The 23408-nt window shown below is 73.5% G+C and carries 23 protein-coding genes; 11 read left to right on the top strand and 12 right to left on the bottom strand.

Going from position 1 to position 23408, the window contains the following annotated elements:
• Complete coding sequence (locus tag HNP84_RS17840) at nucleotides 1-510, top strand: MarR family winged helix-turn-helix transcriptional regulator (RefSeq protein ID WP_312925108.1); 510 nt, start codon at nucleotides 1-3, stop codon at nucleotides 508-510.
• Here the strand turns inward: HNP84_RS17840 and HNP84_RS17835 are convergent.
• Together HNP84_RS17835 and HNP84_RS17830 are read right to left on the bottom strand one after the other, a co-directional pair.
• Nucleotides 507-998, bottom strand: a complete 492-nt coding sequence (locus HNP84_RS17835) for a DUF1003 domain-containing protein (protein ID WP_185050866.1) — start codon at nucleotides 996-998, stop codon at nucleotides 507-509. The genes HNP84_RS17840 and HNP84_RS17835 overlap by 4 nt on opposite strands.
• Nucleotides 991-2244: a magnesium transporter MgtE N-terminal domain-containing protein gene (locus HNP84_RS17830; protein WP_312925105.1), complete on the bottom strand. Its 1254-nt coding sequence runs from the start codon at nucleotides 2242-2244 to the stop codon at nucleotides 991-993. Before HNP84_RS17830 ends, HNP84_RS17835 begins: the two co-directional genes overlap by 8 nt.
• Nucleotides 2245-2459: 215 nt before the next feature.
• On the opposite strand from HNP84_RS17830, the gene HNP84_RS17825 reads away from it, so the two are divergent.
• On the top strand, nucleotides 2460-3410 hold the full coding sequence (locus HNP84_RS17825; RefSeq protein ID WP_185050865.1) for an EamA family transporter: 951 nt from the start codon (nucleotides 2460-2462) through the stop codon (nucleotides 3408-3410).
• Between the two features lie 21 nt (nucleotides 3411-3431).
• Here HNP84_RS17825 and HNP84_RS17820 read toward each other — a convergent pair whose 3' ends face one another.
• The 3 genes from HNP84_RS17820 to HNP84_RS17810 all read right to left on the bottom strand — a co-directional run bounded on the left by HNP84_RS17820 (nucleotide 3432) and on the right by HNP84_RS17810 (nucleotide 4945).
• Nucleotides 3432-3791: a hypothetical protein gene (locus HNP84_RS17820; protein ID WP_185050864.1), complete on the bottom strand. Its 360-nt coding sequence runs from the start codon at nucleotides 3789-3791 to the stop codon at nucleotides 3432-3434.
• Complete coding sequence (locus HNP84_RS17815) at nucleotides 3788-4144, bottom strand: response regulator transcription factor (RefSeq protein ID WP_185050863.1); 357 nt, start codon at nucleotides 4142-4144, stop codon at nucleotides 3788-3790. Before HNP84_RS17815 ends, HNP84_RS17820 begins: the two co-directional genes overlap by 4 nt.
• A 225-nt stretch (nucleotides 4145-4369) precedes the next feature.
• Nucleotides 4370-4945 carry a biotin transporter BioY gene (locus tag HNP84_RS17810; RefSeq protein ID WP_185050862.1) on the bottom strand — a complete coding sequence of 192 codons (576 nt, stop codon included), beginning with the start codon at nucleotides 4943-4945 and terminating at the stop codon, nucleotides 4370-4372.
• Between the two features lie 163 nt (nucleotides 4946-5108).
• Here HNP84_RS17810 and HNP84_RS17805 point away from each other — a divergent pair, with 163 nt between their 5' ends.
• Nucleotides 5109-6041: an HpcH/HpaI aldolase/citrate lyase family protein gene (locus HNP84_RS17805; protein WP_185050861.1), complete on the top strand. Its 933-nt coding sequence runs from the start codon at nucleotides 5109-5111 to the stop codon at nucleotides 6039-6041.
• A gap of 4 nt (nucleotides 6042-6045) precedes the next feature.
• Here HNP84_RS17805 and HNP84_RS17800 read toward each other — a convergent pair whose 3' ends face one another.
• Together HNP84_RS17800 and HNP84_RS17795 are read right to left on the bottom strand one after the other, a co-directional pair.
• Nucleotides 6046-6603: a DUF6529 family protein gene (locus HNP84_RS17800; protein WP_185050860.1), complete on the bottom strand. Its 558-nt coding sequence runs from the start codon at nucleotides 6601-6603 to the stop codon at nucleotides 6046-6048.
• Entirely contained in the window at nucleotides 6600-7265 is a 666-nt protein-coding gene (locus HNP84_RS17795) for a hypothetical protein (protein ID WP_185050859.1), read from the bottom strand. Before HNP84_RS17795 ends, HNP84_RS17800 begins: the two co-directional genes overlap by 4 nt.
• A 120-nt stretch (nucleotides 7266-7385) precedes the next feature.
• Here HNP84_RS17795 and HNP84_RS17790 point away from each other — a divergent pair, with 120 nt between their 5' ends.
• Nucleotides 7386-8450, top strand: a complete 1065-nt coding sequence (locus HNP84_RS17790) for a CPBP family intramembrane glutamic endopeptidase (protein WP_185050858.1) — start codon at nucleotides 7386-7388, stop codon at nucleotides 8448-8450.
• Nucleotides 8451-9248: 798 nt separating this feature from the next.
• Nucleotides 9249-12374, top strand: coding sequence for a hypothetical protein (locus HNP84_RS17785; RefSeq protein WP_185050857.1), 3126 nt, complete (start codon nucleotides 9249-9251; stop codon nucleotides 12372-12374).
• On the opposite strand, the gene HNP84_RS17780 is transcribed toward HNP84_RS17785, so the two are convergent.
• Nucleotides 12364-12765, bottom strand: coding sequence for an NUDIX hydrolase (locus HNP84_RS17780; protein WP_185050856.1), 402 nt, complete (start codon nucleotides 12763-12765; stop codon nucleotides 12364-12366). The genes HNP84_RS17785 and HNP84_RS17780 overlap by 11 nt on opposite strands.
• A gap of 103 nt (nucleotides 12766-12868) precedes the next feature.
• Between HNP84_RS17780 and HNP84_RS17775 the strand changes: the two genes are divergently transcribed.
• From HNP84_RS17775 to HNP84_RS17765, 3 genes are all read left to right on the top strand, one after another.
• Nucleotides 12869-13507, top strand: a complete 639-nt coding sequence (locus HNP84_RS17775) for a DUF6758 family protein (protein WP_185050855.1) — start codon at nucleotides 12869-12871, stop codon at nucleotides 13505-13507.
• A gap of 117 nt (nucleotides 13508-13624) precedes the next feature.
• Nucleotides 13625-14341 (top strand): MBL fold metallo-hydrolase, encoded by a 717-nt coding sequence (locus tag HNP84_RS17770; RefSeq protein WP_185050854.1) that lies wholly within the window; start codon nucleotides 13625-13627, stop codon nucleotides 14339-14341.
• Between the two features lie 107 nt (nucleotides 14342-14448).
• A complete protein-coding gene (locus tag HNP84_RS17765; protein WP_185050853.1) occupies nucleotides 14449-15372 on the top strand; it encodes a RecB family exonuclease in 924 nt (307 codons plus the stop codon).
• A gap of 12 nt (nucleotides 15373-15384) precedes the next feature.
• Here HNP84_RS17765 and HNP84_RS17760 read toward each other — a convergent pair whose 3' ends face one another.
• Nucleotides 15385-16515 (bottom strand): response regulator transcription factor, encoded by a 1131-nt coding sequence (locus HNP84_RS17760; protein WP_185050852.1) that lies wholly within the window; start codon nucleotides 16513-16515, stop codon nucleotides 15385-15387.
• Nucleotides 16516-16627: 112 nt separating this feature from the next.
• Between HNP84_RS17760 and HNP84_RS17755 the strand changes: the two genes are divergently transcribed.
• Together HNP84_RS17755 and HNP84_RS17750 are read left to right on the top strand one after the other, a co-directional pair.
• Entirely contained in the window at nucleotides 16628-17071 is a 444-nt protein-coding gene (locus tag HNP84_RS17755; protein ID WP_185050851.1) for a RidA family protein, read from the top strand.
• 32 nt (nucleotides 17072-17103) lie between these two features.
• The gene (locus HNP84_RS17750; protein WP_185050850.1) at nucleotides 17104-18477 is read left to right on the top strand and encodes an FAD-binding oxidoreductase; all 1374 of its coding nucleotides are present in this window, start codon (nucleotides 17104-17106) and stop codon (nucleotides 18475-18477) included.
• On the opposite strand, the gene HNP84_RS17745 is transcribed toward HNP84_RS17750, so the two are convergent.
• The 3 genes from HNP84_RS17745 to HNP84_RS17735 all read right to left on the bottom strand — a co-directional run bounded on the left by HNP84_RS17745 (nucleotide 18452) and on the right by HNP84_RS17735 (nucleotide 22104).
• Nucleotides 18452-19390, bottom strand: coding sequence for an oxygenase MpaB family protein (locus HNP84_RS17745; protein WP_312925098.1), 939 nt, complete (start codon nucleotides 19388-19390; stop codon nucleotides 18452-18454). The genes HNP84_RS17750 and HNP84_RS17745 overlap by 26 nt on opposite strands.
• 2 nt (nucleotides 19391-19392) lie before the next feature.
• On the bottom strand, nucleotides 19393-20286 hold the full coding sequence (locus HNP84_RS17740; protein ID WP_185050849.1) for an alpha/beta fold hydrolase: 894 nt from the start codon (nucleotides 20284-20286) through the stop codon (nucleotides 19393-19395).
• A gap of 102 nt (nucleotides 20287-20388) precedes the next feature.
• Complete coding sequence (locus HNP84_RS17735; protein ID WP_185050848.1) at nucleotides 20389-22104, bottom strand: DEAD/DEAH box helicase; 1716 nt, start codon at nucleotides 22102-22104, stop codon at nucleotides 20389-20391.
• A gap of 622 nt (nucleotides 22105-22726) precedes the next feature.
• Here HNP84_RS17735 and HNP84_RS17730 point away from each other — a divergent pair.
• Nucleotides 22727-23395: a ferritin-like fold-containing protein gene (locus HNP84_RS17730; protein WP_185050847.1), complete on the top strand. Its 669-nt coding sequence runs from the start codon at nucleotides 22727-22729 to the stop codon at nucleotides 23393-23395.
• Nucleotides 23396-23408 lie beyond the last annotated feature (13 nt).

Genomic DNA, 23408 nt, shown 5'->3' with positions numbered 1-23408 from the left:
GTGACCGTGACGACCGGTGGCGCGCAGCCGCGCGAGAGCATCAGCCCCGAGGAGCTCGCGGTCTGGCGGATGCTCCAGCGCCTTCAGGTCCGCGTCACGCGGGTGCTGGAGACCGACCTGCTCGTGGCCCACGACCTCGCCCTGGCCTCCTACGACGTGCTCAGCCGGCTGGCCGAGGCGCCGGGGCGGCGGCTGCGCATGAACGACCTGGCCGAGCGGGTCCTGCTGTCGCGCAGCGGCCTGACCCGGCTGATCGACCGGCTCCAGCGCGACGGGCTGGTGGCCCGCGAGGCGTGCGCCGACGACGCGCGCGGGCTGTTCGCGGTGCTGACCGACGCCGGCGCGGCCCGCCTTGCCGAGGCCACGCCGACCTACCTGAGCGGGATCAGGGCCCAGATCCTGGACGTCCTGGACGCCACCGAGCTGCGCCAGGTCGCCGCGATGCTGGCCAAGCTGCTGCCCGAGGACGAACAGAGCGGCCGGCCCGGCCGGCCCGGACAGCCCTGCTAGCTCGGCGGTGAGCCGGTTCTGCCGCGCTCGTCCAGTTCCTCAAGCAGGCGTTGCAGTTCGCCGCGCAGGTAGTCGCGGGTGGCCACCTCGCCGAGCGCGATGCGCAGCCCGGCGATCTCCCGGGTGAGGTACTCGGTCTCGGCCTGGTTCCGCTCGGCGATCAGCCGGTCCTGCTCGTACTGCACCCGGTCGCGGTCGTCCTGCCGGTTCTGCGCCAGCAGGATCAGCGGCGCGGCGTACGACGCCTGGAGCGAGAGGACCAGCGTCAGGAAGATGAACGGATAGGGGTCGAACCGCCACGCAGCCGGGGCGAAGGCGTTCCACAGCACCCACACCGCGATGAACACGGTCATGTAGACCAGGAAGCGGGCCGTGCCGATGAACCGGGCGATCCGCTCGGCCAGCTTGCCGAAGCGCTCCGGGTCGTACGGGCGCACCGTGAACCGCGGCTGCCTGGGCTGGTCCAGGCGATCGAGCCGGTCAGCCACGGGCGCGTCCCTCCACTTCGCCCTCGGGCAGCGCTCGCTCGCGCCAGTCCTCGGGGAGCAGGTGGTCCAGCACGTCGTCCACGGTCACCGCGCCGACCAGGCGGCCGATCTCGTCCACCACCGGCGCCGCCACCAGGTTGTACGTCGCCAGGTACGACGTCACCTCCGGCAGCGGCAGGTCGGGCTTGATCGGGTCGATCGAGGGGTCGAGCACCCCGCCCAGCAGCGTGGAGGGCGGGTCGCGCAGCAGCCGCTGGAAGTGCGCGACCCCGAGGTAGCGCCCGGTCGGGGTCTCGGTGGGCGGCCGGGTGACGTACACCTGGGCGGCCACGGCCGGGATGATGTCCTGCTGGCGCACGTGCGCCAGCGCCTCGGCCACGGTGGCGGTCGGCGGCAGGATGACCGGCTCGGTGGTCATGATGCCGCCCGCGGTGTCCTCGGGGTAGGTGAGCAGCCGGCGCACCGGCTCGGCCTCGCGCGGCTCCATCAGGGTGAGCAGCGCCTCGGCCTGCGCGGGCGGCAGGTCCTGCAGCAGGTCGGTGGCGTCGTCGGGGCTCATCGCGGCCAGGACGTCGGCGGCGCGGTCGGCGTTGAGTTTGCCCAGGATGTCGATCTGGTCGCTCTCGGGCAGCTCCTCCAGCACGTCGGCCAGCCGCTCGTCGTCGAGCGCGGCGGCGACCTCGACCCGGCGCTTGCCGGGCAGGCCGTGCAGGGCGCTGGCGAGGTCGGCGGCGCGCAGCGAGTCGAAGGCGGCCAGCAGGTTGGCCGCCCCCTGGTCGCGCTGCACCACGTCGAACCCGCTGACCTCGGCCCAGTCGAGGATGTGCGTCTCGCCGCGCCGGCGCAGCCTGGGGCCGGGGGCGCCGCGCAGCACCGCGACCTTCGTGATCCGCCAGTCGGACGGGCGGATCTCCTCCATGGCCAGGTCGAGGACCGTCACCTGTTCGCCGCCCGCCCGCACGGTCAGGTCCAGCATCTCGCCGATCACCAGTGTCTCGGTCGCCCGCTGCTCGAACCGGCGAGTGTTGATCTTGCCGGTGAAGATGATCGCGCCCGCCTCGATGCTCTTCACCCGGGTGATCGGCAGGAACACCCGCCGCCGCGGCTGCATCTCGATCACCATGCCGTGGACCCGGGGCGTGCCGGTCGCGCGCAGCCCGACGACCACGTCGCGCGTGCGCCCGATCTGGTCCCCGGCCGGGTCGAACACCGGAGTGCCGGCCAGCCTGGCGATAAAGATCCTCACATTTGCAGACTACGCACAGCTCCCGCGCCCGCCGACGACCGGCCGCCGCCTGAGTGTCACTTTTTCGGGCGGCAGTGCTGTCCCCCAGGGGGCTGTCCACCAGGGGGCGGCGACACGGCCGGCGCCGGAACCCCGGCGAGCTGCGTGGTATTGCACGGACCTGACCCGGTGTGACAGCATCAAACCCATCTAACGGTCGTTACGGGTGGTGTCGCATGGGGAGAGCCGGGCTGGTCATCGCGATCACGTCCGCCTGGTGTTTCGCGTTCTCCGGCCCGATGGCCAAGTTCCTGGGCGCGGCCGGCCTGGCCCCGCTGGAGGCCGTCTGGGTGCGGATGGGCGGTGCGGGCGTGCTGCTGGTGGCCGTGCTCGCCCTGGTACGCCCCCGCGCCCTGCGCATCCCGCGCAGCCGGCTGCTGTTCGTCGCCGCGTACGCGGTGGTGGCCGTGGCCGGGGTGCAGGCGCTGTTCTTCCAGGCCATCACCCGGCTTCCGGTCGGCGTCACGCTGCTGATCGAGTACACCTCGCCGGTGCTGGTCGTGCTCTGGGTCCGCTTCGTCCGCCGCGTGCGCCTGCCCCGCTCGGCGTTCATCGGCGCCCTGATCGCGGTCGTCGGCCTCGCCATCGTCGTGGAGGTCTGGCAGGGCCTCACCCTGGACGCCCTGGGCCTGCTGCTGGCCGTCGCCGCCGCCGCGTGCTGCGCCGGCTACTTCCTGCTCAGCGACGCCTTCGGCGCCGAGATGGACCCCCTCGGCCTGATCGCCTGGGGCCTCCTCGGCGCCGCCGTGGTCCTCGCCCCCCTGTCGCGGCCCTGGGCCATCGACTGGCAGGCGTTCGCCGGCACAGCCACGGCCGGCGGCCACACCCTCCCGGTCCTGGCCGCCGCCCTCTGGCTGATCGTCGTGGCCACCGTCATCGCGTACGTCACCGGCGTGACCGCCGTACGCCGCCTGTCCGCCGCCGTCGGCGCCACCGTCGCCTCGATCGAGGTCATCGCGGGCGCGGTGATCGCCTGGGTCCTCCTGGGCGAGGCGCTGGGCCCGTACCAGATCGTCGGCGGCCTGATCGTGATCGCCGGCGCCCTGCTGGCCCAGACCGCGACCGCGGCGGCCTCTCGGCACGCGGAGCCCCTGGAAGCCCCCACGCCGGTCCCGTCGCGCTCCTAGCCCCGTGCGCGGGATATCGGCCTACGGAAGCGGAGTGAGGCGGACGACCTGGGACTCGCGGGCCCAGCGGTCGGTCATGCCCGCGCCGTCGCGGGCGTTCAGGCGCTCCTTGGCGAGCGCGGCCACGGCGTCGGGGGCGGCGGCCTGGTCGATGACCTCGACCGCCGCCTCGAAGGCGACCAGCTCGCCGCCGTTGTCCTTGCTGCGGAGCGTGACCCGGACCTGGGACCTGTCGGTCAGGCCCGGCAGATGCTGCTCGCCGCCCCCGGTCACCAGGTAGATGGCGCCGTCGTGCCAGGCGTGCCAGGCCAGGCGCGGCCGGTCGAGCGTGAGCCACAGGACGCCGGACTTCTTGGCGCCCTCTTCGATCAACTGCTTCACAAGCCGACCCTATGACCGCCGCCCGTGCCGAGGGCGCGTACGCGCTCGATGAGCTCGGGGTAGGTGAACGGCTTGGTGAGATAGGCGTCCGCGCCCGGCGAGGTCTCCAGGTCGCCCGGTGCGGCGACCACGAGGAGGCGGGCCCGCGACGCGGCGAGCCTGCGCCGGGTGTCTTCGTAGCCGAGCGCGGGAGTGTCGCGATCCAGCACGATCACGTCGTACTTGTGAGTGGTCGCCAACATTGTGCCGCTATCGGTGTCATAGGCGACATCGGCGGCTATTCCCTCATCACGCAATCCTTCGGCGACGATGTCGGCCAGCGCTGCTTCGTCTTCGACGATGAGGACGCGCATGCGACAAGCTCCCCCCGGTGATGGCGCGGACCTGCGGCCCGCGAACGGTGGGGCAATACTGCTACCCCCGATATGCCAGATCATCCGTTAATCCCCCGTTAAGAATGCTCTGGCGTATTTCGTGCTATTGGAAAGGGTAGCCGCGATCGGTGCGCCGGGCCAATGTGAAACCGGCCGCACCGATCGCGGACGCGACGCCGCAGGGCGTACGGGCTTGGCGCGGGGTCAGCGCCCGGCGCGGCCCGCCAGCTTCCAGGCGCCGGGGAGCAGGACGGCGGCGAGCAGCACCTTCAGCACGTCGCCGAGCAGGAACGGCACCACGCCCTTGGCGATGGCGGTCGGGAAGTCCATGCCCGTGGCCAGCATCAGCCAGGGCACGCCCACGGCGTAGATGATCAGCGTGCCGGCCCCGATGGTGGCCAGCGTGCGCAGCGGGGTACGGTCGCCGCCCCGCACGGCGAGCGCGCCCACCACGGTCGCGGCCACCACGAAGCCGACGATGTAGCCCAGCGTCGCGTTGCCGCCGTCGGGGGCGAACCACGGCACGCCCACCTGGCCGAGCGCGAAGTACAGCGCCAGGCCGAGGAAGGCGCGCACCGGGCCGAGCGAGGCGCCCGCGAGCAGCGCCGCGAGGGTCTGGAGGGTCATCGGCACGGGGGTGCCCGGCAGCGGGACGCTCACCTGGGCCGCCAGGCCGGTGAGGAGGGCGGCGCCGACGACCAGCCCGGCGTCCCTGACCCGGGCACCGGGCAAGAGGTCGGTGAGAACGGCGGACCGGCCCGCCGCGGAGATGTTTGCCATGGTCCTAGCTCCCTTTACTAGCGCTTCGCCGTCCATTGTTCGGACATAACCGGCGAAAGTCCTAAGAGAACGATGCCAAGAACCGTGCTCTCGCTTTGTACGGACCCCCACTTTCGCGGCCCCCGCCACGTTCCCCCACCGTGGCGGGCGCTAGCGTGTGCGCATGCGCGCCAGACGATCCTGCCTCGCCGTGCCCGGCAGCAACCCCCGCTTCCTGGAGAAGGCCCAGGGCCTGCCGGTGGACGAGGTCTTCCTGGACCTTGAGGACTCCGTGGCCCCGCTGGCCAAGGAGGAGGCGCGGGCCAACGTCGTGGCCGCGCTGCGCGAGGGCGACTGGACCGGCAAGACGCGCGTGGTGCGGGTCAACGACCTGACCACCCAGTGGACCTACCGCGACGTGATCGAGGTCGTCGAGGGCGCGGGGCCGTACCTCGACTGCCTGATCCTGCCCAAGGTGCAGGACCACACCCAGGTGATCTGGCTGGACACCCTGCTGACCCAGATCGAGCGCGCGATGGGCTTCGAGGTGGGCCGGATCGGCATCGAGGCCCAGATCGAGAACGCCCGGGGCCTGGTGAACGTCGATGCCATCGCCGGATCGTCACCGCGGCTGGAGGCGCTGGTCTTCGGGCCGGCCGACTTCATGGCCTCGATCAACATGCGCACCCTGGTGGTGGGCGAGCAGCCGCCCGGATACACCGAGGGCGACGCCTACCACTACATCCTGATGCGCATCCTGATGGCCGCGCGCTCGCACGACCTCCAGGCCATCGACGGCCCGTACCTGCAGATCAAGGACGTCGAGGGCTTCCGCCGGGTGGCCGCGCGCACGGCGGCGCTCGGGTTCGACGGCAAGTGGGTGCTGCACCCGGCCCAGGTGGACGCGGCCAACGAGGTGTTCTCGCCCTCGCAGGAGGACTACGACCACGCCGAGCTGATCCTCGACGCGTACGAGCACTACACCAACGTCGAGAAGCGGGGCGCGGCGATGCTCGGCGACGAGATGATCGACGAGGCGTCCCGCAAGATGGCGCTGGTGGTGGCGGCCAAGGGCCGGGCCGCGGGGCTGCGGCGCACCACCACCTTCACGCCGTAGGCGATCAGAACCTCACCCCGATCGTGGTGAAGAACCACAAAGACGAGGTGAGCCAGAGCACGACCAGCGCGGTGAAGGCCAGCCCGCCGAGCACCGGCAGGGTCCAGCCGGGCAGGCCGCGCTTGGGCAGCGCGAGCATCTTCGCGGTGAACACGCCGTAGAAGAAGCAGCCCACCACCGAGTGGATCAGCACCCGGGGCACGTCGTACTGCAGGCCCAGCGCGTACAGGCAGTGGAAGGCGACCGGGATCGTCAGCACGAACGCCAGCCGGCCCGACCAGCGGTGCAGCGTGCCGATCCACGGCGGCGCGGTCACCGGCAGCCTGCCGTACATGACCAGCGCGGAGCCGACCTGGACGAACGCCAGCGCGAACGCGCCGGTCGTCAGCCACGCCTTCATCGGCAGCGCGGCCGAGAACCCGGCCACGCCCACGGCGTACCCGGTCGGGGTGTGGATCTTGCCGTAGACGCCCAGAGCCAGCGCGACCAGCCCGCCGGCCAGCAGGGGGACGAGCAGCGGCGCCAGGTTCTGCCGGGGCCGCTCCATCTGCGTCGTGGTCATGACAGCTCCTCGATGAACTCATCGACGTCCTTTGCGTCCACCCGGGTGCCGTCGATCGTGGGATCGGTGCCCGGCCGCAGAGTGGGGGTGGGGATCTGCCGGTCGTCGGCCGCGGCGTAGCCGACCTGGTAGCCGTTGTCCAGCACGATCCAGCCGGCCTTGATCCGGGCGCCGCGCACGATCGCGCTGGCGCGGTAGAGCCCCGACGGCTTCTTCACCGCGGGGGCGACGAAGCTCCACTTCTTGCCGTGCAGCTCGACGTCCCCCGACGCCTTGCCGCCGCCGAGCCGCGCGGTCGCGGTGGCGTCACCGAAGCCCTTGAGCGCGACCTTGCCGTTCTTCGCGGTCCCGGCGAACCACGCCTCGATCTTGCCGTCGCAGAAGTATCCGATCGCCTTGCCCTTGCGGATCGACACCGCCATCAGGGCGCCGTTGCCCTTCACCCTGCCCGCGTAGTCGGCGCGGGCGGGCGTCGGGTCGGCGGTCTCGGCGGGTTCGGGCTCGGGGGTGGCCTGCGTGGTCGCCTCGGCCTCCCGCGGTGCGGCGACCTCGGCGGCGGTGGTGTCCGCGGCCGGTGTGGCGCCGGTGGCGCTCATCACGCCGAGCGACACGGCGATGATCCCTCCCGCGGCCAAGGTGACAACTGGTCCCAGCCTTGCCATGACTCTTCTCCCAGGAATTCGTTCCGTCCTGGAACGAGGGTCGGGGCAGGCGCGCGTACGGTCTATGAACTAATGCGCACTGGGCACCTGCTCCCGATGCGCCGGGTAAGAATGGAAACCATGCGCGACGATGGGGTTCCAGAGGAACGGCCGTCCACTCCCGCGGCCCAGGGCTTCGGGCCGTACGCCGGACCGCCGCCGTACTCGGCGGCGGTGTACGGCGCGCCGCCCCCGCGCCTTCCCTACACCGTCGGCCCTCCCGACGGCACCAGGTTCGACCAGCTCGCCCGTACGCCGCTGCACCGCTGGTGGCGGCCGGTGCTCGGGGCCGTCATGATCGTCTTCGGCTATGTGACCGCCACGTTCGTGGTGGTGGCCGTCGCGGCGATCGTGACCGGGGTGCTGAACGTGCCGCTGTTCGAACCCGACTCGGTGGAGTTCGCCGAGCCGGTGCTGGGGCTGGCGCTCACGCTGTTCTCGCTCGCGGTGGCGATCCCGTTGGTGTTCGTGGTGACCTGGCTGGTGCAACGGCGCCCGCCGGGCACGCTGTCCTCGGTGGCCGGGCGGCTGCGGTGGGGCTGGCTGCTGCTGTGCGTGCCGGTGGCGCTGGCCGCGGGACTGCTCGGCCAGCTCACGGCGGCGCTCGTGCTCACCGCGACCGGCAACCCGGAGTCGTCGGAGATGCTGACGTGGGTCGGCTGGGAGCGGTTCCTGCCGGGCCTGCTGGTGGCCGTGCTGCTGGTGCCGTTCCAGGCCGCGGCGGAGGAGTACGTGTTCCGGGGCTGGCTGCTCCAGGCGTTCGGCGCGTTCCTGCGCAACCCGTGGCCGGGGATCGTGCTGGGCGCGGCCGGGTTCACCGCGCTGCACGCCTACACCGACTGGGGCATCGTCGACGTGTTCGCCTTCGGGGTGCTGATGGGCTGGCTGGCGGTGCGCACCGGCGGGCTGGAGGCCCCGATCGCGCTGCACGTGGTCAACAACGTGCTCGGGTTCGGCATCAGCGCGGCGTCGGGCACGCTGGACGACGCGCTGCGGCAGGGCTCGGTGCCGTGGGAGACGCTGACCGGAACGGCGGTGCAACTGATCGTGTTCATGCTCGTGGTGCTGGCGCTGGCCCGGCGCAGGCGGGTCGCCACTCTGTCGCCAGGGGTCACGACTGCGGCACCTCACCCCATAAATTCATGACAAACCCCCGCATACTTCGCGCTGTCCAGAAAAATCTGACTAGAGAGGTCTCGCCATCGCGGGCTCGTCGTGTTGCTCTGGTTGTACGGCACAGCGGCGAGGGCAGGAGGTGATCGTTTCCTCGCGATTGGGTATCAGTGGAAAATGCCGGAATCGCCACCGTGGCGAACGCCGAACTCGCCACCTGGCGGGCCATCGCGGCACAGACGACTGGAACGGTCCCGCGTGCGAGGCGCGGGTTCGTAAGCCCCCGACGAGGAGGTGCTGAGCGTGGCCTCGGGCCCCCACGACCCGCGCTCACGACAATGGCAGCCGGACGACGGCGAGGGCGAGGGCGCGCCGCCCCCCGAGCCGTCCGCCTCCGAGCCGCCCTCCGGCGGCGACCGGTCCCCTCAGGAGCCCCCGCCGCCTCCCGCCTTACGCCACTCGCCGCCCGGCCCCTCCGGCGCCCCGGCCGCCCCGCTCGCCTCGCCCTGGGTGATGCCGCCGTTCGCGGCCCCCACCTCCGAGGAGCCGCCCCCGTCCTCCGGTCCCGCCGGTTCGTCCGGTTCATCTGGTTCATCTAGTTCATCTGGTTCGTCCGGTTCGTCCGGTTCGCCTGACGACGACGACCGCCGCTCGGAGCCCACCCAGCCGCGCCGCCGCCCGTACGCGCAGCCATACGGCCCCCGCCACAGTGCCCCTCACCCCGCTGCCCCCCACCCCACCGCCCCCCACCCCGCCCCGCCGCCCGCCGCCGCCGAGCCGCAGACCCGGCCACAGGCGCCACCGCCACCGGCACCACCACCGGCACCGCAGGTGGAGCGGCACGAGCCACCGCAGCCACCGCAGCAGCCGGAGCCGCCGCAGCCGGAGCCGGAGCGCCCGCGCAGGCTGGTCAACCGGCCGGACAAGCTGGTCGCCTCGGGACCGGCACGCCCGCCGTCCCGCGCCCGCCGCCCGTACGGCCCGCCGCCGGCGACACCCACGATGCCCGGAACGCCCACGATGCCCGGCACGCCTACGGGGCCCGCGACGCCCGAGGGCGTGCCGGACGACCAGGCCCGGCCTGAGGAGCCGCCGACCTCCGGCATCCGCCTCGGCCGTGAGATCCACGCCGAGCCCGAGCCTCCGGTGACCCCGCCTCCGGTGACCCCGCCCCCGGCGCCGGTGCGCGAGGAGCCCCCGGCGCGCACGGAGCCCGCCGCGTCCGATGAGCCCACGGAGACCATCGAGCCTGCGACGCCCCCTACGCCCCCGACGCCCCCCGCGACTTCGGGGCCTTCAGCGGATGACGGCGGCTCCGGCGGCACCAGCGGCTCCGAGGGGCGTGTGCCGGCTCTGGACGAGCCCGTGCACCGCCTCGGCCGGCCCCCCGGCGGGCGGCCCACCCGTCCCGACCGCCTGGTGGCCCAGGGCCCGGCCCGGCCGCCGTCGCGCGCCCCGCAGAAGGGCGGCCGGGCCTCCCGTGCCCGCCAGGAGCCCCCTGTACGCCCGCAGGACCCGCGTACCTGGCGTCAGGAGCTGAGCACCGGCGAGGCCCCGCAGACGGCCGGGGAGCGGGGCGGGACCGCGACGGGAGGGCGGCGCGGCGGGCCCTCGCCCACCGCGCCCTCCGCCGTGCGCAGGTCGAGCCCGTCGCGGCGCAGGGGCGGCGGCGCCCGGCGGCTGGTCACACCGCTGCTGGTGATCGTGCTGATCGCCGCCGTGGCCGGCGCCGGCTTCGTCGGCTACACCTGGCTGACCAGCCCCGTCACCACCGGGCTGATGCTCGCCGACGGCGACGGCGGCTCGGTGGACGACGCCTTCAGCGTCCCGCGCGGAGGCGCCGGGTCCAACCAGGTGCTCAACGCGGTCGCCTCGGTCGGCGACACGATCGTCGCGGTCGGCAGCGACACCACCAGCCCGGTGCCGCGCCCGCTGTTCCTGATGTCGCCCGACAACGGCAAGACCTGGCAGCTCGGCAACGTCACCGGCCAGGGCGGCGTGGACGCGGGCCCGAGCACGGTCGGCCGCGTCACCGGCGGCGACGGCCGCTGGCTCGCGGTGGAGAACGGCCAGGTCACCGGGGGCACCCATGGCCTGTGGACGAGCACCGACGGCTTCAGCTGGCGGGCCGTGCCCGCGGCGAACCTGACCCCGTTCCGCGACGGCGACAAGATCATGGACATCGCCCGCACCCGCTCCGGGTTCGTGGCCGTGGGCTCCACGGTGCTCGGCGACGGCTCGGCCGGGCCGATGGCGTGGACCTCGCCCGACGGCTCGACGTGGAAGCGGCTGGAGAGCCGGGACATCGGCCGTCCCGACAGGGTGCGTACGATCAACACCGTCGTGGCCCGCGGCGACGCGGTGGTGGCGCTGGCCGACCCGCCCTCCGGCACCACGTCCTCGGTCAGCCTGCGCTCGCCCGACGGCGGTAACACCTGGCTGCGCTCCGGCGACATCCTGCCCGACGTCATGTCGCGAGGCGCGCTGGCGGTCGCGCGCGACGGGTTCGTGCTGGTGCCGACCCGCCAGACCGACGGCGGCGACGTGCCCGTCTACTGCTCCCCGCACGGCGCGGAGTGGAAGCGGTGCGGCTCGATCGCCGGCCTGCCCAGGGACAGCACCGGCGTGTCGGGCCTGGCGTCCTCCTCGGGCGGCATCGCGGCGGTCGTGCCGGCCGGGGGGCAGCGTTATTCCGTCTACACCAGCCAGAGCGGGCGGGCCTGGACCAAGGGCGTCGACATCGGCGACGTCCCGGGCACGCTGCGCGCGCTGACCGTCTCCGACTCCGGCACGCTGGTGATCGGCGGTGACCGGCGGGCCACGGAGGTGGACAACCAGCTCGTGCTGATGACCGCGCCCAAGGGCGGCACGGTGTCCCCGGTGCCGCTGGGCGACATCGAGGGGCTGACCCGGGTCGCCAGGGAGACCGCGCGCGTCGCCGCCGCCGGCGGCCGGTACGTCGCCGTCGGCGCGGCGGTGGGCGACGCGGGCCTGTGGACCAGCTTCGACGGCCAGGGCTGGGCCGCCGCCGAGCCCGCGGAGGTGCTGGGCGGGCCGCGCGAGCAGGCGCTGCGCGACGTGGCGTACGGCAGGAAGGGCTGGATCGCGGTCGGCCGCACCATGCGCGACGGCTCCACCACCGAGCCGCTGCTGATCACCTCGCCCGACGGCAGCCGGTGGAGCAGGATCGACCCCGGCGGCGCGCTCGCCCCCGCCGAGGGGCACTACTTCCTCGCGCCGCACGCCGTGGCGGCCGGGCGCGACGGGTACGTCCTGGCGGGCGAGGACCGCGACCAGAACGGCGCCGTGCCCGCCCTGTGGTTCAGCACCGACCTCAAGCGCTTCACCCGCTCCCAGAAGCTGCCCGCGGGCGGCGCGGGCGTGCGCCTCCACGACGTGGCCGCCACCGCCGAGGGGTACGTCGCCGTCGGCGGCTCCGGCGCGACCGGCCACGAGACCGGCGTGGTCTGGGTCTCGCCGGACGGCGTGAACTGGACCGCCCGCAAGCGGGTGAGCCCGCCCGGCGCCACCTCGGCCGGGCTGCGGCACGTCGCGGCCATGGACGGCACGATCGTCGCGATCGGCACGGCCACCACCGGCGATGAGGGCCCCACCCGGGTCTTCGCCGCGGTCTCCGGCGACGACGGCGCGAGCTGGGAGTACGCCTGGCTGCCCGCCGAGCAGGCCGCCGCCGTGCAGGACGTCGCCGCCACCGGTGACGGCCTGGTCGCGGTCGGCTGGCACGGCCCCTCCGACCAGAGCGACAGCGCCGCCTGGACCTCCGAGAACGGCCTGGACTGGCAGCGCCGGACCCTCGACCAGCCGACGTTGAGCGGCGTGGGCGCCCAATGGCTCGGCTCGGTGGCCGTCTCGGGCGACAACGTGGTGGCCATCGGCAGGTCCACCAGCTACAGCGCCGACCACCTGACCCTGTGGCGCACGACGCTCAGCCGATGACGCCCCACTCCCGCAGCGCGTCGAGCAGCCCGGCGCTGAGCGGCAGCCCGCTCAGCGCCGAGGCCGGCACCCAGCGCGCGTCGGCCGCGTCGTCGCCGGGCGCCAGCGGCGTCGCGCCCGGAACGGCGGGCTCGGCGAAGTAGTCGCGGATCTCGTACGTCACGCCGCCGGGCCCCGCGCGCTCCACCGTGCCCGCCAGCGCGCCCACGACGACGCGCAGCCCGGTCTCCTCCAGTAACTCCCGGCGTACGGCCTGCTCATCGCTCTCGCCGGGCTCCACCCGCCCGCCCGGCAGCGACCACAGCCCCTCACCGGGAGGCCGTCCCCGCCGCACCAGCAGCAGCCGCCCGTCGCCGTCGAACACGATCCCGCCCACGCACGGCACCCGCACCCGGCCTCCTCAGCCCCATAGGTCTGCCTCAGGTCAAGATTACGGCCGGGTAACGACTTCGGCTCTTGACGGATGGGGCATTCAGGAAGCACCGTGAGTATTCGTGAGAGCCGCGTCCGTTTGCCCGCGGTGTTTCGGTCAGCTCCGTGCACCGAGCGCGTGGTCCAGCGCCTGGCGTTGTGGCACGCACGGTGACGTACTGCCTCTTCGGCCGGCTCTGCGGCCGTCGCAGGCGTCGCTGGAGGCGGTGCGGCGCAATTCCAGGGTGCCGGTCTGGCTGCCCTGGCCGTTGCCGCCGGGGTGGCTGGTGGCCGGGTTCGCCGAGGCGGGCGACGACCGGCGCGGCGCGGGGGCGAGCGTCGTGGCGGTGGCGGGGCCCTCGGTGCTCCACGGGCCGGCCGACCTGCTCATCGTCGCGGAGGAGCCGGGCGTGGGGCTGGGCGCGGGGCTGGCCGGGATCGACGGGCCCGACCCGGGCGCGGGCTTCGGCGAGGGGCCGCCGCACGCCAAGATCGAGATCCTGGGCCATCCGACGCCGCTGTGGTGCGTGGACGGCGTGCCCGACCGCGCGGTGTACGCGGGCGAGGCGCTGGGCAACTGGCTGTGGACCATCGCCTGGCCGGCCGAGGCCGGGTGCCTCATCGCGCTGGCCCAGCTCTCGCTGCGCGACCTGCGCGACCACGACCAGGAGCTCGATCCCCCGTACGGCGCGATGTCGCCGCGCCTGCCGCTCGCCGAGTGAACCTTGTCGAGGTTCGGTGACGCCCGCACGTCTGGGAGTAGGGGACACTGGTCGTGACGGCAGCGCACGTTCGCCGGATCGGACGGATACACGATCGGACGGGATAGGGTCAGCACCGTGACAGCGCGTATCGAGCGAGTGGTGACGGAGGGCGTCGTCGACGTCGACGGCGCCGAGCACAAGGTCGAGAACAACACCTGGATCGTGGGCGACGACGAGGAGGTGATCGTCATCGACCCGGCGCGCGACGCCGAAAAGATCATGGAGAAGGTGGGCGAGCGCGAGGTCCTCGCGGTCATCTGCACCCACGGCCTGGCCGACCACGTGGGCGCCGCGATCGAGGTCGCCGCCCGCGACGAGGCGATCATCGCCCTGCACCCCAAGGACCGGCGGCTGTGGCGCGAGACCTGGTCCGAGACCTGGCCCGACATCGAGATGGAGGACGAGGGCCTGTTCCAGGTCGCCGACGTCGAGCTTGAGGTCATGACCACGCCCGGCGTCACCCAGGGCGGCGTGTCGCTCTACAGCGAGGGGCTGGGGGCCGTGTTCACCGGCAAGACCCTCCAGGCCGACGGGCCGGGCAAGCTCGGCGGCGAGTATCCCGCGCTGGCCGACCAGCTCACCTCGATCGGCGAGCGCATCTTCACCCTGCCCCACGCCACCCGGGTGCTGCCCACGCACGGCGAGGAGACCACGGTCGGCGACCTCGAACGTCACTTCGACGACTGGATCTCCGGCTCGCTCACCCGCAAGTCGGGCGACGCGCCCGACCCGGCCGACGGCCCGCTCGTCGATGGCACCAAGGCCGCCAAGATCAACCTCAACTCCGACTGACCCTTTTCCGCTCACAGGAGGGGAAGAAGGGATCGGTGAGCGCGGTGCCCGGTCATTCTCGGGGGCACCGGGTTCGGATTGTCGGTGCCGGGGCGTAGCGTGAACGGGTGGATCAGCTCAGCCTGGAAGGCATGCCGCGGCGGCTCTATTCGTGCACGCCGTCGCGGCTGAACACGTGGCTCGACTGCCGTCGGCGCTACCGGTTCACCTATCTCGACCGGCCCGCCCCGGCCAAGGGGCCGCCGTGGGCCCACAACAGCGTCGGCGCGAGCGTGCACAACGCGCTGGCCGGGTGGTGGCGCGAGCCGTACGAGCGGCGCACGCCCGCCATGGCGGGCGTGCTGCTGACCGGCGGCTGGATCACCGAGGGCTTCCGCGACCAGGAGCAGTCCACGGCCTGGCGGGAGCGCGCCCGGCAGATGGTCGTCGGCTACGCCCGCACCCTCGACCCGTCCGACGATCCGGTGGGGGTCGAGCGCACGGTCGCCACCCGCACCTCGGTCATCGCGGTCTCCGGGCGCATCGACCGGCTCGACCGGCGCGGCGACGAACTCGTCGTGGTCGACTACAAGACCGGCCGCCGCCCGCTGACCACCGAAGACGCGCGCACCTCGCTCGCGCTGGCCATCTACGCCGTCTCGGCCGGGCGCATGATGCGCCGCCCCTGCCACCTGGTCGAGCTGCACCACCTGCCCACCGCCTCGGTGGCCGAGTGGCGCCACACCGACGAGTCGCTGGCCCGCCACCTGCGCCGCGCCGAAGAGGTCGCCACCGAGGCGGCCGAGGCCGACGAGCGCTACCGCGCCTGGGCGGGCGCCGCCGCACCGGCCGGCACGCCCGCCGGTGCGCCACGGCCCTCAGGCGTGCCGGCGCCGCGCACCCCTGCCGAGGTGCCGGCCGAGATCGACGCGCTGTTCCCGCCCAGCCCCGGCCCGATGTGCTCCTGGTGCGACTACCGCCGCCACTGCCCCGAGGGCCGGGCCGCCGCCCCCGACCGCAACCCGTGGGACGGCCTCGCCGAGGACGAGTAGCCCATGCGGGTCTCAGGCCGGGTCGGCGAACCAGCCCGAGGGGGTCAGGCCCATGGCGCCGGCCAGGCGGGGGGCGTACTGGTCGTAGAAGACCTTGGCGGTCAGCTCGCGGCGGCTGCGCACTCCGGCCTTGGTGAAGATGGATTTCAGGTGGTCCTGCACGGTGTAGGTGGACATGTGCAGCGTCTTGGCCACCTCGCCGGTGCCGACGCCCTGGAGCACCAGCCGTACGACGTCGCGTTCGCGCGGGGTGAGGCCGAAGGCGGCCACCACCAGCGGCACGATCTCGGGCGGGCGGGCCTCCTCGATCGTGACCACCACGTCGGCCGTGTGCCCGTCGCGGGCGAGGAGCGGGGAGGCGTGCGCGATCATCCACTGGCCGGAGCGGGTGCGCAGCCGTACCTTGGGCAGCACCGCCCGGCCCTCGGCGGCGAAGCGGCGGGCCGCGCCCACCAGCGAGCGCAGCGCCAGCGGGAGGGGCGACTCGCCGAGCGTGCCGCCGCCCAGCTCGGCCACGCGGTCGGCCGCCCCCAGGCTGGTCTGGCAGATCTCGTCGTCGGGGCCGATGACCAGCACCGCCGGGCCGCCCGAGACGGGCACGGTGCCGACCGCGGTGGCCAGCAGACCGGTACGCAGCCCGATGGCGAAGGCGGTGGCGACCCTGCTGGTGAACTCGTGCTCGGCGGCGGTGAACTCCGAGTGGTGGCGGTCGCGGAACAGGGCGAAGAACCCCCAGGTGTGCCCGTCGGCGCGCAGCGCGGCCCGCAGCTCGTCGGTGTAGCCCCAGGAGGGCCGCAGGAACTCGGCGAAGCGCACCGACCTGTCCGGCCGGCCGTCGGTCTCGGCGCGCAGGGACACCACGTGTCCCGGGCGGCGGGCCACGTCCTGGAAGGTGTACAGGTCGGGCACCTCGTACTCGAAGCGCGCCCATTCCCCGTCGTGGATGTCGCGCAGCTCCCCCCACTTCACGGTCCCGGTGATCAGCTCGGTGGCGGGGTCGGCGGTGGCCAGGCAGGCGGAGGTGAACGGTACGGCGCGGTTGAGCACGTCGAGCGCGGCCGAGGCGAACGTGGGCCAGTCGAGGCCGGTGACGGCGAGGCGCTCGATCTGGTCGCGGACCCGTTCGGCCGTTGTGGGAGCCATGTCTTGAGTGTGGCGGAGTGTCCGCCCGACCGGTATCCCAGAGTTGTGGGGGAACGACCGCCCACAACGCTGGGATGGGCCGCCGCCCCCGCCGCGCGCCACCGTAGTGGCCATGACCACGACCCCTACGACCCCCACGACTCCCCGAACCGGCGCGCCGCCGGCCGTGACCCGGATCAACCCGGTCACCTGGAACGCGCGCCTCGGGTTCGACCAAGGGCAGCTCCGTCCGGCGCCGAAGCAGGTGCTGACCGTGTCGGGGCAGGGCTCGGTCGGCGAGGACGGCCGGCTGCTGCACGAGGGCGATCCCGTCGCCCAGCTCGCGCTGGCGATGGCCAACGTCGAGGCCGTGCTGGCCGCCGCCGGGATGGATCTGCGCGACGTGTTCCGCATGACCGTCTACGCCACCGACGTGGACGCCGTCCTCGCCTCCTACGGCGCCATCGGCGAGCGCCTGGCGCTGTACGGCGCCACGCCGCCGGCCACGCTCGTCGGCGTCAGCCGGCTGGCCGTGCCCGGAATGCTCGTCGAGATCGAGGTCACCGCGGGCCGCTGAGCCCTCCGCCACACCATCCTGAGGAGAATGACATGACCACTTTGTCCCCCCTTGGCGCGGCCACCGGCGACCTCGCCCGGCAGGTCACCGGGACGGTGCTGGTGCCGGGTGACCCGGCCCTGGCCGATGGGACCGCCGCCTTCAACACCGCCTGGCCCGTCCGGCCCATCGCGGTCGTGGCCGCCGCGGACGAGGCCGACGTCGCCGCCGCGGTCCGCTGGGCCGCCGCCCGGCGCCTGCCCGTCGCCGTGCAGGCCACCGGGCACGGGCTGGTGGCCCCCGTCGAGGACGCCGTGCTGGTCACCACCTCGCGCCTGTCGCACGTCCGCGTGGACCCTGTGTCCCGTACGGCCCGGGTCGGCGCCGGCGTCCGCTGGGCGCAGGTGATCGAGGCCGCGGCGCCCCACGGCCTGGCCCCGCTGAACGGCTCGACCTCCCACGTCGGCGTGGCCGGATACACCCTCGGCGGCGGCCTGGGCCTCATGGCCCGCCGTTACGGCTTCGCCGCCGACCACGTACGCAGGCTGCGCCTGGTGACCGCGGACGGCGCGATCCGCGAGGTGGACGCCACCACCGACCCCGAGCTGTTCTGGGCCGTGCGCGGCGGCAAGGGCGACTTCGGGATCGTCACCGAGATCGAGTTCGGCCTGGTGCCGGTGACGACCCTGTACGGCGGGGGCGTCTACTTCCCGGGACAGGCGGCGGCCGAGGTGCTGCACGCGTACCGGCAGTGGGTGGAGACCCTGCCCGAGGACACCACGACGTCCGTCGGCCTGCTGCGGCTGCCGCCGGACCCGGCGCTGCCCGAGCCGCTGCGCGGCCGGTTCGTGGTGCACCTGCGCTACGCCCACCTGGGGAGCGCAGAGGAGGGGGCCGCGCTGCTCGCGCCGATGCGATCCGCCGCCCCGAGGCTGATCGACTCCGTCGGTGAGATGCCGTACACGGCGGTGGACTCCATCTACATGGACCCGACCGACCCGATGCCGTGCCACGACCGCGGCACGGCCCTGTCCGCGCTGCCCGCCGAGGCCGTCGATCGGCTGCTCGCGGTCGCAGGACCCGGCGCCGACGTCCCGGTGGCCATGGTGGACATCCGGCACATGGGCGGGGCCCTGGCCCGCCCGGCCGCGGTGCCGAACGCGGTCGCGGGCCGCGACGCCGCCTTCTCGGTCTACGCGCTGGGCGTGCTGCTCGGCCCGGCCGCCGGGGCGGTCCCGGCCGCGGTGGGGGCGGTCATCGACGCCGTGGCCCCGTGGTCGTCCGGCTCGCTGATCAACTTCCTCGGCCCGGCGGACCGGGAGCGGGTCAGGAGCCTGTGGCCTGAGGCGGACCTGGCCCGGCTGCTCGCGGCGAAGCGGCGCGTGGACCCGTACGGGATCTTCACGACCGGCCACTCGATCGGCTGACCCGCGCCGGCCACCTGGCCGGGTCGCGCAGGCCGCGCAGACCGTGCGACACGTCGTAGCCCGCCGCGCCCAGGCGCTCGCCCGTGGCGGCCAGCATGGCCCGGGTGCCGGGCATGAACGCGCGCCGGTGCACGTGCTCGGGCAGGGAGTTCATGGTGAGCCGGAAGGCGTGCAGCGCCGCCGTCACCACCGATTCCGGCACCTCGGGCAGCGCGCCGTACATGCGGCGGGCCCAGGCGGGCAGCGAGTAGTAGCACAGCGCGCCGAAGGGCAGGTAGGCCGCCTTCGCGGGCCCGAGGAAGCGCAGGTCCTCGGGCAGCCGCGGCCACAGCAGGAAGCGGACGGCCGCGGCGGCCTCGGGCGTCACCCGCAGGGCGGGACGCACCGCGGCGAAGTACGCGCGCATCTCGGCCAGCGAGCCGGGCACGTCCTCGGCGTGCAGCCCGACGTACTCCGCGCTGCGCCGCTGCTCGCGCAGGTAGCGGTCGGCCTGCCGGTCGGTGAGCCGCAGCCCGCCGCGCCTGGCCGCGTCCAGGTACGAGGTGACCTCGGCGCAGTGCACCCACAGCAGCAGCTCCGGGTCGTCCACCCGGTGGGTGCGGCCGGTGTCGGGGTCCCTGATCCGCAGGCTGCGGTGGATGTCGCGCACCCGCCTGCCGACCTCCTCGGCCTCTTGCGGGCTGCCGAACGTCACCCGCGCCACGAAGTCGGCGGTACGCCGCAGCCGGCCCAGCGGGTCGCGCCGGAAGTCGGAGTTCTGCCACACGCCGCGCATGGCCAGCGGGTGCAGGGCCTGCAGCATCAGCCCCCGCACGCCGCCCACCCACATCGCGCGGTCGAGGTGGACCAGCCAGGTCACGTGGTGCGGCGGCTGGACGACGAGGTCGTCCGCGCCGCCCTCGGGCACGGGCACGCTCAGGTCGTGGTGGTCGTCGTCGCGGGCACGCCGTGCGACTCCGCCGCGTTCCAGAACCTGGTCAGGGCGGCGGCGGTGGTCTCGGGGGCCTCGACGGCGGGCGAGTGGACGGCCCCGGGGACGACCACGCACTCGGCGCCCAGCCGGTGGGCCATCTCCGACTGCACGGCGGGCGGCCACCCGTCGTCGTGCTCGCCGAACAGCACCAGGGTGGGCACGCCGATCTGGGCCAGCTCGTCGGTGCGGTCGCGGGCGGTGAGGATCTCGCGGGTCATGGTGGTCATGCCCACGATGGAGTTGGCCAGCAGCCGCTTGCGCAGGAACGTCACGATCTCGTCGGACACCCCCGCCGCCAGCGCCTCGGGCTCCATGCGGTTGGTCCACAGATACTCGACGCCGTGCTCGGGGACCTCCCTGATCATGACCCGCGCGGCCTTCTCGCGCGGCCCCACGATCGGGCCCGGCCCGGAGCTCATCAGGGTGTAGGAGGCGAACTTGGTCCGCCCGTCGATCACGGCCTCACGCGTGATCAGCCCGCCGAAGGAGTGGCCGACGAGGTGCAGCGGCTCCTCCGGGGCGATGGCGCGCGCGATGGCGTCGATGTCGTTGCCGAGCGCCGCGCAGGTGTAGGCCGCCGGGTCGTCGGGGCCCTGCGTCTCGAACTGCCCGCGCACGTCGATCGCGATCACCCGCCGCCCGGCCTGGGCGAGGGTCTGCAGGACCGCGATGAAGTCCTCCTTGCTCCCGGTGAGTCCGGGCACGAGAAGCGCGGGCGACCGTTCGGGAATGCCGCGGACGGGCAGCGCCTCCAGCGCGGCGAACGTGCCGGCAGGCGTCTCGATCTGCTGCGGCCGGACACCCGGAGGCAGGGTCAGAAAACGCGGCGTGCTCACGTGGCACCACAATACCCAACACCGCCAAACCCACCGCACCGGTTGCGCTGGGCCGGTGCGGGGGCGGGGCCGCCCGGAGCCGGGCGGCCCCGCGGCCGGATGTCAGTTGCGGCGCGGGCCGCGGGAACGGGCCGGGCGACGGCGCTGCTGGGCGCGCTCGGACGCCGCGGACGGTGCGATGTCGTCATCGTCGGTCGCCAGGTCAGGTGACTGGAAGATCACCGTGAACGGGTTCGGCGGGACGATGCGCTCGGGCTCGGGCCTGGGCCTGGTGTCCATCTGGCCGCCTGCCTCCTCGATCGTCGGCTGGATGTACGCCGGCGCCTCGGCGTCGATGTCGGACGCGGTCATGCTCGCGGGCGCGGGCGCCTCGAAGGCGTCCAGGGACACCTCCGGGTTGAGGCCCTTGAGCCTGCCCCGCACGCGGCGCGGGCGGGCGGGGGCCTCCGACACGGGCGGGGTCGCGGGCGGCTCGGCGGTCGGAACCGGCTCCGCGGGCTCCTCGGGGACGGTCACGGCCGGGGTCTCAGCCGTCATGGTCTCCTCCGGGTCCCTGCCGCCGCGGGTACGGCGGCGCTGGCGGGTGCGGGCGGGCCGCTCGCGGCGGCGCTCCTCGTCGCGGTCGCGGTCGCGGCGGCCACGGCTGCGTACGCGGCCGGTCTCGCCCAGGTCCTCGATCTCCTCCGCGGCCAGCCCCGCCCGCGAGCGCTTGGCGTGCGGCAGCACGCCCTTGGTGCCCTCGGGGATGCCCAGCTCGGAGTAGATGTGCGGCGAGGTCGAGTAGGTCTCCTCGGGCTCGGTGAAGCTCAGGTTCAGCGCGCCGTTGATCAGCTTCCAGCGCGTGAGCTCCTCCCACTCCACGAAGGTGACCGCGACGCCCGTACGGCCCGCGCGGCCGGTGCGGCCGATGCGGTGCACGTACGCCTTCTCGTCCTGCGGGCAGTCGTAGTTGACGACATGGGTCACGTCGTCGATGTCGATGCCGCGGGCGGCGACGTCGGTGGCGACCAGCACGTCCACCTTGCCGTTGCGGAAGGCGCGCAGCGCCTGCTCGCGCTGGCCCTGGCCGAGGTCGCCGTGGACGGCCGCCGACGCGAAGCCGCGGTCCTGGAGCTGCTCGGAGACCATGTCGCAGGCGCGCTTGGTCTCGCAGAACACCATCGTCAGCCCGCGGCCCTCGCACTGCAGCAGCCGGGCCAGGATCTCGATCTTGTCCATGCGGTGCACGCGCCAGACGTACTGCGTGGTCTGCGGCGTGGCCTCGGCCTCGACGTCGTGGTTCTCCGCACGGACGTGGGTCGGCCGGTTGAGGTAGCGCCGCGACAGCGCCACGATCTCGCCCGGCATGGTGGCCGAGAACAGCATGGTCTGCCGGGTGTCGGGGACCAGCTTGATGATCCGCTCGATGTCGGGCAGGAAGCCCAGGTCGAGCATGCGGTCGGCCTCGTCGAGCACCAGCATCTGGATCTGCCCGAGGTCGAGGTGCTTCTGCTTGACCAGGTCGAGCAGGCGGCCCGGCGTGCCGACGATGACGTCGACGCCGAGCTTGAGCGCCTCGATCTGCGGCTCGTACGCCCGGCCGCCGTAGACCGACAGCACGCGCGAGCCGAGCTTGCCGCCCGCGGTGATGAGGTCTTCGGTGACCTGGAGGGCCAGCTCGCGGGTGGGAACGACCACGAGCCCGCGGGGCTTCTTGCGGTTCTTGCGCGGCTTGCCGATGCGCTGGAGCATCGGGATGCCGAACGCGTAGGTCTTGCCGGTGCCGGTGCGCGCCTGGCCGATCACGTCTTGACCGGTCACGGCGAGCGGTAGGGCCATTTCCTGCACGGGAAACGGCGTGGTGATGCCCTCGGTCTCGAGGGCATCGGCGATCTCTGGAATGACTCCGAGGTCTCGGAACGTCGTCAGCGTGGGCCTGCCTAAGTCTCCGTCGCGAAGGCGGGCCACGCCGGGACCCACGGGCGGTAAGATTCCCCCCGTGCCGGGGTCCTCGCGAAGGGCCTACCCTCATCGTTCATCCGCGACCGCATGGACCAAGAACTTTGGGGGTATCCGGGAGCTTCCTCGTGCCGGCCGGGAGAAGCCGGCCGGAGGAATCCCCTGGATGTACACACTGCGGTCGCACTTTCACAGAGCAGTGTACTCGATACCACAACAGAGAACCGATTTCTGTTTGTTCCCGATGTTTCCGCCCCGCTGGATGATGCCCATCCGCGGCGTCCGGAAACCCTCGCCGACCGGCACGGAAGCGGGCGCGGGCGGGGATGACGTGGTTCGTGCCACTGGACAGGGCACGCGATAGCCTCTCGCGGAGGCGTGCGCCGCGTTCTCGGACGTCATTCCGCCTTGGCGGCGGACCGAGGTCCCTCGCGCCGCCAGGCGGCAGGTTCGCTTTCCTCCCCAGGGGTGAAGCCCGGGGTCTCCAGCGAAGGAGTTCGTGATGACTGATACGCCTCCCGGGCGTGACGGCCTCGTCGATCTGCTCGGCGTGCTCGCCTACGCCGAGCTGACCGCGTTCCTGCGGCTGGCCGAGGACGCCGCGCGCCTGGCGCCCACGCTCACCGACCGCGCCGCGCTGAGCGACCTGGCCGCCACCGAGTACGCCCACTTCCGCCTGCTGCGCGACCGGCTGACCGCGCTCGGCGTCGATCCGGAGCAGGCCATGGCCCCGTTCGTGGCCGCCTTCGACGACTGGCACGTGCAGACCACGCCGAGCGACTGGCTGGAGGCGCTGGTCAAGGCGTACGTCGGCACCGGCATCGCGCTGGACTTCTACCGCGAGGCCGCCCGGCACGTGGACGAGGCCGACCGCGCCCTGGTCGATGAGGTGCTGGCCGACGAGTCCACCTCGGAGTTCGCGGTGGAGCGGGTCCGCGCGGCGCTGCGGGAGAACCCGAAGGCGGGCGGGCGGCTGGCGCTGTGGGCCAGGCGGCTGGTCGGCGAGGCGCTCAGCCAGGGCCAGCGGGTGGCCGCGGCCCGCCCCGAGCTGGCCGCGCTGCTGGTCGGCCAGGACGGCGAGGATCTGGCGGAGATCTCCCGGATGTTCGCCCGGCTCACCGAGGCGCACGGCAAGCGGATGTCCGCGCTGGGCCTCACGCCGGGCCCCTGAGCCTTTTGTTAGT

Origin of the sequence: Thermocatellispora tengchongensis (assembly GCF_014202315.1) — a bacterium.
GTDB lineage: Bacteria > Actinomycetota > Actinomycetes > Streptosporangiales > Streptosporangiaceae > Thermocatellispora > Thermocatellispora tengchongensis.
The sequence above is the reverse complement of the archived record's forward strand: the minus strand, read 5'-3'. Positions and strand labels throughout refer to the sequence as shown.

Excerpts from the sequence above, each read along its gene's own strand:
- HNP84_RS17735 (WP_185050848.1), bottom strand. The coding sequence starts at position 22,104 with ATGGCCCTACCGCTCGCCGTGACCGGTCAAGACGTGATCGGCCAGGCG.
- HNP84_RS17730 (WP_185050847.1), top strand. The coding sequence starts at position 22,727 with ATGACTGATACGCCTCCCGGGCGTGACGGCCTCGTCGATCTGCTCGGC.
- HNP84_RS17805 (WP_185050861.1), top strand. The coding sequence starts at position 5,109 with ATGCGCGCCAGACGATCCTGCCTCGCCGTGCCCGGCAGCAACCCCCGC.
- HNP84_RS17760 (WP_185050852.1), bottom strand. The coding sequence starts at position 16,515 with ATGGCTCCCACAACGGCCGAACGGGTCCGCGACCAGATCGAGCGCCTC.
- HNP84_RS17800 (WP_185050860.1), bottom strand. The coding sequence starts at position 6,603 with ATGACCACGACGCAGATGGAGCGGCCCCGGCAGAACCTGGCGCCGCTG.
- HNP84_RS17795 (WP_185050859.1), bottom strand. The coding sequence starts at position 7,265 with ATGGCAAGGCTGGGACCAGTTGTCACCTTGGCCGCGGGAGGGATCATC.
- HNP84_RS17815 (WP_185050863.1), bottom strand. The coding sequence starts at position 4,144 with ATGCGCGTCCTCATCGTCGAAGACGAAGCAGCGCTGGCCGACATCGTC.
- HNP84_RS17750 (WP_185050850.1), top strand. The coding sequence starts at position 17,104 with ATGACCACTTTGTCCCCCCTTGGCGCGGCCACCGGCGACCTCGCCCGG.
- HNP84_RS17810 (WP_185050862.1), bottom strand. The coding sequence starts at position 4,945 with ATGGCAAACATCTCCGCGGCGGGCCGGTCCGCCGTTCTCACCGACCTC.
- HNP84_RS17755 (WP_185050851.1), top strand. The coding sequence starts at position 16,628 with ATGACCACGACCCCTACGACCCCCACGACTCCCCGAACCGGCGCGCCG.
- HNP84_RS17790 (WP_185050858.1), top strand. The coding sequence starts at position 7,386 with ATGCGCGACGATGGGGTTCCAGAGGAACGGCCGTCCACTCCCGCGGCC.
- HNP84_RS17825 (WP_185050865.1), top strand. The coding sequence starts at position 2,460 with ATGGGGAGAGCCGGGCTGGTCATCGCGATCACGTCCGCCTGGTGTTTC.